Source organism: Megasphaera massiliensis (assembly GCF_000455225.1).
In the GTDB taxonomy this organism is placed as follows: Bacteria; Bacillota; Negativicutes; order Veillonellales; family Megasphaeraceae; genus Megasphaera; species Megasphaera massiliensis.
Map to the genome: position 1 here is coordinate 19481 of NZ_HF954535.1, position 11545 is coordinate 31025.

The 11545-nt window shown below is 51.0% G+C and carries 17 protein-coding genes; all 17 read right to left on the reverse strand.

Going from position 1 to position 11545, the window contains the following annotated elements:
• Window positions 1–239 precede the first annotated feature (239 nt).
• Window positions 240–437: a DUF2116 family Zn-ribbon domain-containing protein gene (locus TX77_RS14310; protein WP_420891006.1), complete on the reverse strand. Its 198-nt coding sequence runs from the start codon at window positions 435–437 to the stop codon at window positions 240–242.
• Window positions 386–589, reverse strand: coding sequence for a hypothetical protein (locus TX77_RS13985; protein ID WP_230198001.1), 204 nt, complete (start codon window positions 587–589; stop codon window positions 386–388). Before TX77_RS13985 ends, TX77_RS14310 begins: the two co-directional genes overlap by 52 nt.
• Before the next feature lie 146 nt (window positions 590–735).
• The gene (locus TX77_RS01940) at window positions 736–1101 is read right to left on the reverse strand and encodes a hypothetical protein (RefSeq protein ID WP_044503159.1); all 366 of its coding nucleotides are present in this window, start codon (window positions 1099–1101) and stop codon (window positions 736–738) included.
• Window positions 1102–1264: 163 nt separating this feature from the next.
• Window positions 1265–1537, reverse strand: coding sequence for a hypothetical protein (locus TX77_RS01945; protein WP_044503160.1), 273 nt, complete (start codon window positions 1535–1537; stop codon window positions 1265–1267).
• Window positions 1538–1769: 232 nt separating this feature from the next.
• The gene (locus tag TX77_RS01950; RefSeq protein WP_044503161.1) at window positions 1770–2054 is read right to left on the reverse strand and encodes a hypothetical protein; all 285 of its coding nucleotides are present in this window, start codon (window positions 2052–2054) and stop codon (window positions 1770–1772) included.
• The gene (locus tag TX77_RS01955) at window positions 2051–2809 is read right to left on the reverse strand and encodes a hypothetical protein (RefSeq protein WP_044503162.1); all 759 of its coding nucleotides are present in this window, start codon (window positions 2807–2809) and stop codon (window positions 2051–2053) included. The genes TX77_RS01950 and TX77_RS01955 overlap by 4 nt, the downstream gene beginning before the upstream one ends.
• 13 nt (window positions 2810–2822) lie before the next feature.
• The gene (locus tag TX77_RS01960; protein ID WP_044503163.1) at window positions 2823–3404 is read right to left on the reverse strand and encodes an N-acetylmuramoyl-L-alanine amidase family protein; all 582 of its coding nucleotides are present in this window, start codon (window positions 3402–3404) and stop codon (window positions 2823–2825) included.
• Window positions 3401–3577 carry a hypothetical protein gene (locus TX77_RS13785; protein WP_195891152.1) on the reverse strand — a complete coding sequence of 59 codons (177 nt, stop codon included), beginning with the start codon at window positions 3575–3577 and terminating at the stop codon, window positions 3401–3403. The genes TX77_RS01960 and TX77_RS13785 overlap by 4 nt, the downstream gene beginning before the upstream one ends.
• 13 nt (window positions 3578–3590) lie before the next feature.
• On the reverse strand, window positions 3591–3803 hold the full coding sequence (locus tag TX77_RS01965; RefSeq protein ID WP_044503164.1) for a hypothetical protein: 213 nt from the start codon (window positions 3801–3803) through the stop codon (window positions 3591–3593).
• Window positions 3804–3816: 13 nt separating this feature from the next.
• Window positions 3817–4224: a hypothetical protein gene (locus TX77_RS01970; protein WP_044503165.1), complete on the reverse strand. Its 408-nt coding sequence runs from the start codon at window positions 4222–4224 to the stop codon at window positions 3817–3819.
• An 89-nt stretch (window positions 4225–4313) separates the two neighbouring features.
• Window positions 4314–4670: a hypothetical protein gene (locus tag TX77_RS01975; protein WP_044503166.1), complete on the reverse strand. Its 357-nt coding sequence runs from the start codon at window positions 4668–4670 to the stop codon at window positions 4314–4316.
• A gap of 11 nt (window positions 4671–4681) precedes the next feature.
• Window positions 4682–5146 (reverse strand): hypothetical protein, encoded by a 465-nt coding sequence (locus tag TX77_RS01980; RefSeq protein ID WP_044503167.1) that lies wholly within the window; start codon window positions 5144–5146, stop codon window positions 4682–4684.
• A gap of 65 nt (window positions 5147–5211) precedes the next feature.
• Window positions 5212–5943: a hypothetical protein gene (locus TX77_RS12875; protein ID WP_049917267.1), complete on the reverse strand. Its 732-nt coding sequence runs from the start codon at window positions 5941–5943 to the stop codon at window positions 5212–5214.
• Window positions 5944–5954: 11 nt separating this feature from the next.
• Window positions 5955–9989, reverse strand: a complete 4035-nt coding sequence (locus TX77_RS01990; protein ID WP_049917268.1) for a phage tail protein — start codon at window positions 9987–9989, stop codon at window positions 5955–5957.
• Window positions 9990–10442, reverse strand: coding sequence for a C40 family peptidase (locus TX77_RS01995; protein WP_230198002.1), 453 nt, complete (start codon window positions 10440–10442; stop codon window positions 9990–9992).
• Window positions 10439–11023 carry a baseplate hub domain-containing protein gene (locus TX77_RS02000; RefSeq protein WP_044503168.1) on the reverse strand — a complete coding sequence of 195 codons (585 nt, stop codon included), beginning with the start codon at window positions 11021–11023 and terminating at the stop codon, window positions 10439–10441. The genes TX77_RS01995 and TX77_RS02000 overlap by 4 nt, the downstream gene beginning before the upstream one ends.
• Window positions 11024–11028: 5 nt before the next feature.
• Window positions 11029–11541 (reverse strand): DUF2460 domain-containing protein, encoded by a 513-nt coding sequence (locus TX77_RS02005; protein ID WP_230198003.1) that lies wholly within the window; start codon window positions 11539–11541, stop codon window positions 11029–11031.
• Between the last annotated feature and the right edge of the window lie 4 nt (window positions 11542–11545).

Genomic DNA, 11545 nt, shown 5'->3' on the forward strand with positions numbered 1-11545 from the left:
AAGGTCAATATATGCGATATCCAAGCCGATTATATTGTATCAGGTCCCAAAATAGGGCCAAAATAGGGCAAATTTAAACGGATGCACCCAAAAGCACGGGAAAAGCACCATCCAAAAAGGATGATGCTTTTCCCGTACATGTTTCAATCCGCGCACCCCTCACGAGATGCGACTACATCTCGAATGATCGAGATGCCCTTGCTTAACTTCATTATATCATGATTTTTATTTTTGTCAAATTACTTTTCAAATGGGGCTTCTTCCGGTGGTCGTTTTCGCTTTCCCCTTTTGTAGTTTACTCGTTGGTAATATATCGCCTCCATTTTTTTTCTACATTCGTCACTGCATAGCTTTTTGTTATCATTGTATATCGGGGCTCCGCATATTATGCAGTGACGATCTTTTCTTTTATAATTTTTCCGTTTCCGGTCGTTAATTTTTGGCCTATTTTCTCGGCAATACTGCCGAGACTGTGCCGCGTCAACAGCCTTATAGGCTTCAGGCGCACACCTTTTGCAGTATTTTTGATTGGGCGATTGAACGATATATTCAGCGCCGCAAACCTCGCATTTGCGGCGAGAAATTCCAATCTTTACCGCTATTCCCATCTTTTGGCGAGCTAAAGATCGTGTTTTATATTCTTTTTTTTTAATTTCTCTACATGCGGGGCAGTACCAAGCCCGCGGCCCTCCTATGAAAATACCCCCGCACCTGCGGCAGGTGCGCTCTATCATGTTATTCGCCATCTTTGCCGCACGCCCTTTCTATCAATACCAGTCGCTGTCCCGGCGTTAATCTTTCGATTTTTTGGGACAAGATATTTCTTTCGGCGTCTGATCCCGCCTCAGAATACCGCACATCGATATGTAACGACTCTACGGTACGCGCGGTTACATAATCGCTAGATACCACGGAATTAACGATGACAAGATCTTCCGGGGAAAATTCAGGGATTGGTTCAAGGTCAAGCAAAATTCCGTACCTTTCGACAATTTCTCCCAGGCGGCGGGAGAATCCCCCTTTAAAGCTATCCATTTTTTCGGAAAGCTTTACCAGCGGGTCATTCATGTATATATTTTTTCTTTTAGTAACTTTATTCATTACTTTTCTCCCCCTTATCAATGCGTATAAATCAACAATATTATACACACATTATAGCATTACCGGGGATATGTCTACAAGCCCTTAACAGTTGCTAAGTGTAGGCATTAATCATCGATTATAAAAGGCGGCCATTTCTGACCGCCAGTTTTTCTTCATTTTTTTAGTAAACAAAAGGTGCGTCGCTATCGTAGATGTCGTCCCATTCATTCGGTTCTTCCGGTACTTCATCCCGGCGGGGATAACCGACGAAAATAGTTTCAATATCGTCTTCGTCTTCGATTTCAGAGCCAATCAGTACGGCACTGAAGTATGAAGTTTCTCCATCAAGCGTGTAATGCGGGTCGAGGTTGATATTCAACATATATTCTTTCCCCTCGATTTCTTCCGTCCAGTTAAAACCATGTTTTCTTGCGATTTCCTTTGTTAATTTCATTTTAGTTCCTCCTTTGCGACCTTCCTATTGGCGGTTGCGTTAAAGATTAGTTCGGGAGTTCTTGTTTCCCCTTCCTTGATTATATAATACCATAGTGTGTGTATATTGTCAATACTTAATACACACTTATTTTAAAATAAATACACACTTTTATAGGGGCTAGAAAATAAAAAAATAGAGCCCCGCAGCATCGGCGTAAAATACCGACCCGCAGGGCTCCTATAATACTATATTATTGTTTAGGCTGCTGGACACTCTTATTGAGTGCCAACTTGGCCGCCCATAAGCATCCGGAGATGATAAGCGGCAAAATGACTTGATCGCGTACCTTGGTCCAGCCGCGTTCATCCTTGGCCTGAGCCTGGATCTGCCCGACAAACTTGTTGGCGACGGCCTCGATGGCCGGCAGCCCGTTATTGATTAAGTTGGTGGTCAGCTGCTGCTTAACCTCCTCTGTTACGTTATCGACGTCTAATACCTCTAATACGCTGTCTCTTATGTCTACCCATTTACTCATTGTAATTCCTCCTTAGCTTGTAATGCTGCTATAATCTGCTCTTCTTCCGGGGACAATTCCCAGACAATGGGTTTTGCCTTCGCCGCCTGCATTGCCTTCGCCGCCTGCATTGCCCCCCCCCAGGGGACAAGCATACCACCGCCAAATATTGTTTTTTTGTGCGGCCTTTGGGCGTCCAGCCTCCCGACCCATACGCCGTCAGACTCGTATGTCACTCCATACCTACTATAATTAGCCAATTTACTGGACGTCATCAGCGCCTCCGGATAGATGTACTTAGGGAGCTCTTTTTTATTGCTTTTCCCCGTTTTTTGGATGTCCTCTATCAACTCGTACAACTCCGGGCAACTTCTAACGATGGGCCCTTCCGAGGCCACAAAACTAGTCTGGACGATGGCCCCATTATCGTAAGTAATATTACAGCCCACCCCTATATGACACGTAGCAGCCTTAATAGATAATAACGTTAGATGCGGCGCAAAAAGAAAATAGTCGATTCCCCGCTCCTTATAGGTCCTGGCTATCCGGCTGATAATCGAGAATGGCGGATTGTCAATGACGACGCAATTCTCCGGATAATTGTAGTGCTCATAGTCTCCGCCCGGGTAAAAAGGACGCACAATAGCGCGTCCTTCCCAGTGGTATTCTTTTATGGCCCAGTTTTTTACTGCCTCATAGATTTCAGGCGGTGTATAGCAATCGTCGGTTGTTAATTTAGGCTTGAATTTGTCCACAAACGCCTCGTAATCGTCCATTAGCAGGCCTCCTTTACTGCATACATTGATAGTCTGTTACGCCGCGGGCGATAGCTCGGGCGATGTCGTCCCAGTTGTTGACTAAGAGCGCGGCATCGGCATCATTATCGATAAATGCGACCTCCACCAAGACAGCCGGCATTGCGGTGTGCTGCAATGCCAGCAAGTCAGGACGCTCCCGGACTCCCCTATCGATAGTATTGATAGAGCTTACAAGTTGGTCCTGGATGCACTGGGCGAGCGCACCACCGTTACTCATCCGGCTGTAGCACTCTGTTTCCGTGCCGCGGGCCGAGCCGTTGAAGGCATTGCAGTGAATGCTGACAAACACGTCAGCTCCCCAGTTATTGGCCGTCTCGGTGACGGTGAGGCCCTGCCGGTCGGAGTACTGACTGCGGCCGACGATTGACGGTGCTAAGTTGTCGCTCTGCATTAAGCAGCACTCGCAGCCGGCAGCCTCAAAGTAGCGCTTGACGGCCTCACCAATCTGGAGAGCGACATCGCACTCTCTCAGGTCGACGTTGCCATTGGCGTCAAGGTGTACGGCACCGCTGTCGTACTTGGTGTCGTGCCCAGGATTGAGAAATACCCTCATAACTTATCGTCTCCTCTCTTGGCGGTCTTATTAACCGAGCCGCCTACGTAACCTAATAAGCCGCTGGCGATACTAGTGGCCAGCTCATTCAGGCCGTTATACATGGCCAATAGTAAGGCTACGACGAGCCCGACCAATACAATACAATCAGTGATGTTGACTCTCTCAATCATAGTTACCACCTCCTTAGATGGACTGCAAAAAAGCCGTGAGGATACTGGCAAATATCCCCACGACCGTGACGGACGTCCCTAGCGTCCAGCAAATCGACCTTTTTAGGTCGTCGATGCGGTGGTGAGCCGACCGGCTCGACTCGATGGCCTTGACGACTTCCCGGTTGAGCGTCGTGAGCTGGGCGTCGATGCGGTCCAGCTTAATACATAATTCATGCTCGTTCATAGCATTCTCCTAACTATAATTTCATGATGTACGAGATAACGTAATAGGGCGGCATGGTAGATAACGTCTGAGACTCGGTATAAGCAACACGGACAGAGCCATTTGTAGAGCTACTATCTTTGTATGCTGTCATTACATGGGTATTATTAAATACCTTGCTCCCAAAAGCTGGTTCGTTGGTATTCCCTCCATAGCCAAAAAATACGCCATTATCGTCGAAACCCATAGCCGTTAAATGGGCATGCGTTACATTGTCACTTCCGCCGGTATCCCCGGTATTGCCGCCATTACCTGCCAGCAGAAATTTGCCTCGGAGGTCGGGCGTCCCTTGCGTCCCGTCGCAGAGGTGCCATTCCTTATCTGGCTTACCGGTGTTCCGATCGATGGGATAGCCCGCCTCAAAAGTACCAGAAAACGGCACTATGACGCCACTTATTACCCCCCCCCGATTTTGTAATAACGGCGGTTACACTACCGTCTTTGAATGTTGTTGGCATTGTTATTGCCTCCTTATTTCTGCTTTACTGCATACAATGAAAATCCAATAGACAACGACGCCCCGCTAGGGTTATGGACGTAGAAGATAATATTTTTTTCAGCATTATCCCATATTCTATCAGTGACATAAGCATCTTCAGACCCGCTGCAATGACATGCTGGATACGTTGTAATAACCTTATAACCAATGGGCACGTTAATATGTAAATACATGCTAAAACCGCCTTTTATTGACGTTTTTGTCATGGCAGATAATTCAATAATATCCGACGACGCTAGTTTAGAATCAACTATCTTAGCCAACTCCTCTATTCGCCGATAAGCGTCTTGCAGAGACCGCACCTCGGCGGTCATTGTACCGTCTTGCATAATATCCCTCCTTAGGCGTAGCAGATATAGTACTTAACTGTATAAGATTTGGGCTGTACCGTGTCGGATGCGCCGTATATAGGATTAGACTTTGAGGCGTCAAAACCAACACCACCATATAGATCGGAAGTAAGTGTTGTTAACGTATTTTCTACTAGTGGAACATGTATTTTTGTGCCTTTTCTAAACAGATGGCCATCAGCTTTTAATGCTCCTGCCGCGTTATCTGTAATCGTCGGGATTGTCGTCCATCTATTAGGCGCGTGTAATCCATCAATACCGGTAATGTTCGGCAGCCCCGCGCCCTTGGCCGTCCCCGCCGTTGTACTGCCCTCGAGGAAGCGGCCGTCGTTGAGATTTGGCAACCGGCCATCTGAAAAAATCTCAGCTAACTGTGGATAGCGTGCCCGGTCGAAGCTACTGCCGTCTGCCAGCATCAAATACTCATACGTTTTAGGCTCTCCGACTTTGGGCACGATGTCGCCGACCTCGTGCCGACACCTTAAATTTTTAACGACAAACTTAATACTTCCAAAGTTATTTACCCCCCCATGTTACTTTTTATCGTCTGCCAATCAGGTTCCGTGCTGCCAGTCGTACCGGCCTGCGTAACAATGATGATATACCCGGGCGGCAGGTTAGGCGATTGGAGGACGTCGCCGACTTGATACGCGGTGTTACGTTGGATATAATGGCCGTCGTTAACGTGCTGTACCTTAGTCAGATACGTGTCCTCTACCTCTTGGGCATCGGCCTTTTTGCCGAGACTGGCCGCGACGGTCGCCGCGAAGTTGGGGTCGTTGCCGAGGGCCTTGGCCAGCTCATCGAGCGTATTAAGGGTCTCTGGGGCCGAGTTAACCAAGGCCGCGAGAGACCGCGCCACAAACTCCGTGTTGGCAATAGCCTTGCTACTATTGCCCTGATTTGCGGTGGGGACCGAGGTAACGCCCGTCATCGTGACGTCCCCGGATAATGTTTTGTCCCCGGTAATAGTCTCGGTGCCCGTCCGGCGTACATAGCCAGCAGTGTTAACGGAGTCCCGCAGATTATTGATATCCGTCTGTAAGGCCTCGTCCGTCTGCTGCAAGGCGGCAGCCGAGTCGTCTAATGAGGCCGTAGCCTCGTGCAGAGCCTCAAAATTGTTAATGATGTGGTCGACAACGCCCTCATTGTCGGCAGTCGCAAACGGGGTATGCTTGTTGTATACCCCGGGGCGTATGATATTGTCGTTTTCGTCCCGGATTTCTCCGGGCTGGAATGCTTGTCTTTTCACGGTCTACCTCCTTACTGCAATGTATATGGCACGGTGTTGGGGTCCGTCGCGAGGAACATAACCTTCCCCCGCTTAAGGACTGTCTCGCTGGACGTCGAGTACGAGATGGAGACAAGGTCCATGTACCCCGTGTGGGCACGACCATTCATATAGTCGCCGGGAACGCTGTCATGACTGGTGTAGTACATGCGGAATGTAATCGGCGTGTTTGCCGGAAAGGATACGTCGCCCGTGAAGGTGGCTTCTCCCGGAGTAGCCTTACCATCTCTCCATCGGATTTCGCAGGACATACCCAAAATAGCCCCATAATTCCGGTCCCCATTTTTGGTGCTTATTGTCAGGTACCACTCACCCGCAGCCCCCCAGTCCTTATCGTTAAATTTAACGGGATCTATGTGTCCGCGAACCGTAAATGTTAGGCGCGACGCACCTGCCGGCGGTGTGTATGTATAGCTGCCATCATCTCGCCAGACTGTATTAGTCTTGACATAGCGCCCAGTTTTGGTGGCGTCCCATGTCCAGAGGCGTCTATTAACGGGCGTATCGGTTGCACTGGACCCGCCGCCGAGGATGCTCTTACACTCGACCCGGAAGCCGTTGGCAGAGATGTCATACGCTTGGATGCGCTGATAGATATTGACGCGCTCGTAGTTTGCGTCCGCCGTCTGGATCTCGATGGGGACCAGCATGACGCGCGGTGTGACGTCCCAGGGCGCGTTAAATTTGACATACTGCCCGTCCGTCGCAGTGCCAGTACAGAAACGGCCAATTCCGGCAAATGCCGTACCGTTGCTATCTATATATCGCATACCCAACGTATTAAATGTTACGGCCGACCCGTTATCCATCCGAGTCGTCAGGCCGTCCTCGCTAAGCGTTACGGCCCCGCCGATGATCCGGAGGGCTCTCTCTAGTGCGATGTCTCCGGCGTACAGCTTGTCTGCCGTGACAGATCCGGCCGCCAGCATCCCCTTGGTAATAACATTATTATCAATCAGTGTATCGCCGGTAATGTGGATAAGATTACTGGCTATCGTAATCGTCTCCGGCGACATGTTAATTTTGCTAATGAGATGATTCTCGGTATCCTCAACACGGGCTTCCATGGCGTCCTGTAACTGGACCAATGCAGAGTACTTGTTGGCACCGTCCTTATTATTAAGGTCGCCTACTAACGATATAACGCTCTTTTTGGCCTCGACCCCGCTCTCAATGGCCTCTTTCAGAGCCTTATCAACCTTATCAAGAGACACGGCCTCCGCGTCAAGTAAGCTCTCGTCAATCATAGCCTTAACCACGACCGAGTCCGCCGGAGATTTACGGCCCTCCCCAAAGAGGTCGTAATAGGCAATGCAGACATTATACACACCGGCATCGCAGGTGTATGATAGTGCGTTATTGACTGTCTTGAGACTGACGTCCTCGTTGATATAGACGATCATGCCAATACAGCCATTAGGGATTGCCTCAGCGCGGACGCCAAAACCGCGGAGCATCGTCGTCAGCGTCGGCACTTTAGGTGTCGGCGGAAGCTCCTTATGGTAGGTCAACACGGCCGGATTACTGTACTTGCCAAGCGCGTTACGGGCGTAGAGGTAGAGCGTCCCGGATCGGCTTAACAGTGTTACATGAGCTGATAGGCTGTTAGTCGTCACCAAGAGGCCCGTAAGATCGCCTGGGTTGGTGTTATCGCGTACCTCATAATACGCGATATCGCTGTTAGTGACCTCATTCCAGGACACAACGGCCGTAGCCCCAAACTCGACGGCAAAACCGTCCGGTACGTTGGGGATCGTCGTTTTCATGGCGACCCGGATATCGACTGACGGCGCCATATCCGGAGACGTAGACGCCCCCCACTCGTCCTTAGTACAGACGCAGATACGATAGGTGTCGCCTACGATAGCCTGCGGGATGACGACCTGATCCTTACCGGATCCGCCGAAAATCCACTCACCATCATAGCCCATCTGGTCGGCAGGCGTGCCCTCTTTGATGACGATGTACTCGGCCTGCTGGTGGTCGGTCTTGTACCAGACCTCACCACTTAGGTAACTCTGTAGGTCCGGCGGCGTCCAGGTAACGACAATGTCATGCCGCGATACGCCGTCCTGCATCTGACGATAGCGGTTATAGGCCCGGAGCTCCTTGACCGCGGGAATGTAATACGGCAGGATCGTGTACTCGTAGGCCCGGACGTCGGCCAAGCTCTGATTGCCGCTGCCGAAAATATTGTAAGACGGAAATTTTAGCCAGATTTTTTTGCCGATATCCTCCTTGCGGTAGGGTAATCGGAGTAGGGCGCTATCCATCCGGGCAAATCCCGCGCCGGTGGAGTGACTGCGGGCGGTCGTGTTGTACTGGCCGCGCCGGCATCCGGTAAACTGGTAATGCCCGTTATTAAGCAGGTTAGCGACCTCATAAGAGATGCACTCCCCATCAAGCCAACATAAGGTATTGCCCCGGTCTGCATCTTGTGCAGTCCCGGACAGAAATGTGCCGTCAGTGGCTACCTCGATAGTGGTGTTTGTTGCATTAACGGCTACGGCTAACGTCCCGATGCGGGCCGTCGTCGTGATTTGGCCGGCTATGCGGTAGTGGGCATTGTCGTCACTGACATATACGTCGCAGCCGCCCCACATGTCGCCGGAACCCTTGGCGCCGATCCACACCTCGCACCCGACCGACGTAATGTCTGCCGGCGGCTGCAAGATGACCGGCTTGGCAATATCCGGTGCCGTGACGTTATAGTTAATATAAGGCCTGTCAGTATCATGGACGTCATACGTTGCCGCGCTGTAGTTGCCGGCCGGCCGCGAAATCGCCGTAAATGTGAGCAGTCCGTCTGTGCCCTCGGTAACGCTGTCGATGAGTACGACCTGCCGGTCAAGGCCGCAGTTAGCGTCGGTCAGTGTTACCAGGTCCCCGACTTCGAGCCGGCAGAAGGACCAATCAAGCTTAAAAGTATACTTGTTGCGCTCGTACTTACCTTTACGCGCTAACGACTCGGCGAGTTTTACGGCCCGCTCCTTAGTGTAGAGGTAATGGGCCTGTGTCGTATTGGCCTGCCTGAGGCCGTAATCTGCAATGTCCTGTGTAACGGCGTAACTGACGGTCTCACGCTCATAACCGTTTGCGCGGTTAATAAATTCGACGGGGTACTGATTGTAGACTTCCGCCGAGTCCTTGCGCTGGTACGTGACAAGGGCCCCGCCGCTTTGAGGGATAAAGTCATCGGCGGTAAGGTCATATAATACTGTGCGGTTAGGTGTCCAGCCGTTATACGACCGGTCGTCGAGGGGTATAATTTTAAACTGGTCATTGGACCAAAATACATAGGCATTGGTAAGTGTCGCAATCTCATTGATGATATCGCGGGCCGTCTTGGATGCGGTATCGTCCGACGGCGTCGATATCAAGAGATCAGCGGCCTTGCAATACTTGCGATAGTTATCGAGGCCTACAATCTCGACGTTATTGAGGCCGACGCGGTCCAGTACATACCGGATGTAGTCGGCAGGGTTGACGTCGACGCCGTCACCGGTTTCCAGCAATTTGCCGGCGACCTCAAAATTATAGTTAGGTACGGACCCGCTATCCCCGAGGTCGATGACGCCGGCTACGTAAGCAAGTCCAGAGTATGATAATGCCTTGTCCGGATGCTTACCTTGCGTGTAGGCCCAGGGAGCCTGATTAGTGGTCCCCTTATACAGTGTTAACTGGATAGCGTCATCAGGGTAGTTATAGATGTCCTTGCCTACCCAGACCCGCTTGAGGCCGCTGATAGGCCCCTCGCAGAGCCCCATAAGCAAGGCGACCGTGTACGTGTAAGAGACGGTAACGGTCTTGCTCTTACCGCCCTTGCCGGATCGTTGTGTCTCCCGATGCTCGTGGGCCGTAAAATCGTCATAATAGATAACGTTACCGCTCACGCGGGTAGTACCTAAGATTTCCGGCACCGTCGCACCGTACTCGGCCGTGCCAACGGTAAAATCCGATATCTTGTTGCCTCTAATTGTCGTCGTGTGCCCACGGAATAAGCCCATCTAAGTCACCTCCCGGAAGCGGTATACGCCACGGAGCCGACTCGCTCCATGGCCGTCCAAAAACATGATGTCGGTAAGGTCTGATAAGATAACGCCCTGGTCTACTACTGCATGGATGATGCGGCCCTGGCCAAGGTAGATACCAGCGTGAGACACACACCGGCCGAATTGATAGAGCAGGAAGTCTCCGGCAGCCATATCAGCCTCGCTGATGCGGTCGCAGTACTGCCGGACGTAGCTTAAAAACCACTCCTCGGAATGATGTAAGTGCCACTCATTGGAGTATGGTGCTATCTTGATAGCGTCCCGCTCGACGATGCCAGCGTCCTCCAAGGCGCCTATTAAGAGCATCCCGCAGTCTACGCCGATGCCGCGGACGCGGGCCTGATTAACGTGAGGCGTCCCCAGCCACGGCAAGGCAGCCTTTGCGATACGCTCCCCGGTACTCATCATATAAGCACCTCTTTCCGCGGCACGAACGGCGCGATAAGGCAAGTATCGTCGGTATCTCTCGACGATATAACCTGGCTCTTATCGTTAGCCGAGTACGTCCCCTGAGGGTAGTAGCGACGCACGGGGAATTGCATATTAAGGCCCTGCGTCTTAGCTTTGACGCTTAACTGGAGCTTGATACCGCCGGCACTCTTAACCTCAGCCGTCCCGCCGAAAAGGGAGATGCTGCCGATAATGGTCTTGTCGCGGAAAAAGCACCGCCGCAACTGGATGTGCGCCCGGTCCAGTAGTCCGTCATGGGCCGCCTGGAGTACTGGCGTACTGCCGAGCTTATCCCGCGTATCGGCGTTGATGGTAACGGTCATCGTATCAACAACGACGCTGCTGTTAAGCTTGATCTGGTTACGCTTAATCAATAACATGTCATGCCGGTAGATATGGCCGTCATAGCTTATATCCATATCAGTATCGGCATAATAGTAGCGAGTACCGTTATATAAGGTTAGCTCATAGAGGTCGCAACATGTTATATTTTTCTCCGTATTGAGATATGTTTCCAGTTCTTTCGATACTGTTTTCATGCCACTCACCTCACTGTTGTAAGCTTAAAACTTTTAGTTTTGCTAATTTTTTCAAAAATGCGTTCCGTCGTTATGCCATCATCCTTGAACATGACCCGCCACCAATACCGATAATCGGCTGTGACGACGGCCGTCGAGACCGGGGCCGCCTTAAATACGATATAGCCATTGTTGACGGTGTACTTTGTCGGGCTCTGCTCTACGCCATCGACGTATACGCGGACCTGGTCAATGTACTCGACGGGCTCTACGTAAGGGCCTAGCCTCATAACTGCCTGATACGTCCCGGGCGTCACCATTGGCAATGCGCTCCGGGTCTCCTTTTGGTCGTCAGGATCGAGCCACAAAAACGGCTCAAAGGCCCCCTTGACGAGGGCCACAAAGCCGAATAATTTACGGTACTCATCATCGGTTAAATATGCAAATTTTGTTTCAATGGTCCAGTTGGGCAGCAGTTGGTTGGTCATCGTGCGTACTTTACCGCTGCCCGATGTCTGCACTTCCGTATTCCACTTCATGCTT

Bases quoted from the DNA above. Each gene is read 5' to 3' on its own strand.
- TX77_RS13785 (WP_195891152.1), bottom strand. From the start codon at position 3,577: ATGATTGAGAGAGTCAACATCACTGATTGTATTGTATTGGTCGGGCTC.
- TX77_RS01965 (WP_044503164.1), bottom strand. From the start codon at position 3,803: ATGAACGAGCATGAATTATGTATTAAGCTGGACCGCATCGACGCCCAG.
- TX77_RS02000 (WP_044503168.1), bottom strand. From the start codon at position 11,023: ATGAAAACAGTATCGAAAGAACTGGAAACATATCTCAATACGGAGAAA.
- TX77_RS01940 (WP_044503159.1), bottom strand. From the start codon at position 1,101: ATGAATAAAGTTACTAAAAGAAAAAATATATACATGAATGACCCGCTG.
- TX77_RS01955 (WP_044503162.1), bottom strand. From the start codon at position 2,809: ATGGACGATTACGAGGCGTTTGTGGACAAATTCAAGCCTAAATTAACA.
- TX77_RS01945 (WP_044503160.1), bottom strand. From the start codon at position 1,537: ATGAAATTAACAAAGGAAATCGCAAGAAAACATGGTTTTAACTGGACG.
- TX77_RS01995 (WP_230198002.1), bottom strand. From the start codon at position 10,442: ATGATGAGTACCGGGGAGCGTATCGCAAAGGCTGCCTTGCCGTGGCTG.
- TX77_RS01960 (WP_044503163.1), bottom strand. From the start codon at position 3,404: ATGAGGGTATTTCTCAATCCTGGGCACGACACCAAGTACGACAGCGGT.
- TX77_RS01975 (WP_044503166.1), bottom strand. From the start codon at position 4,670: ATGCAAGACGGTACAATGACCGCCGAGGTGCGGTCTCTGCAAGACGCT.
- TX77_RS01950 (WP_044503161.1), bottom strand. From the start codon at position 2,054: ATGAGTAAATGGGTAGACATAAGAGACAGCGTATTAGAGGTATTAGAC.
- TX77_RS01990 (WP_049917268.1), bottom strand. From the start codon at position 9,989: ATGGGCTTATTCCGTGGGCACACGACGACAATTAGAGGCAACAAGATA.
- TX77_RS02005 (WP_230198003.1), bottom strand. From the start codon at position 11,541: ATGAAGTGGAATACGGAAGTGCAGACATCGGGCAGCGGTAAAGTACGC.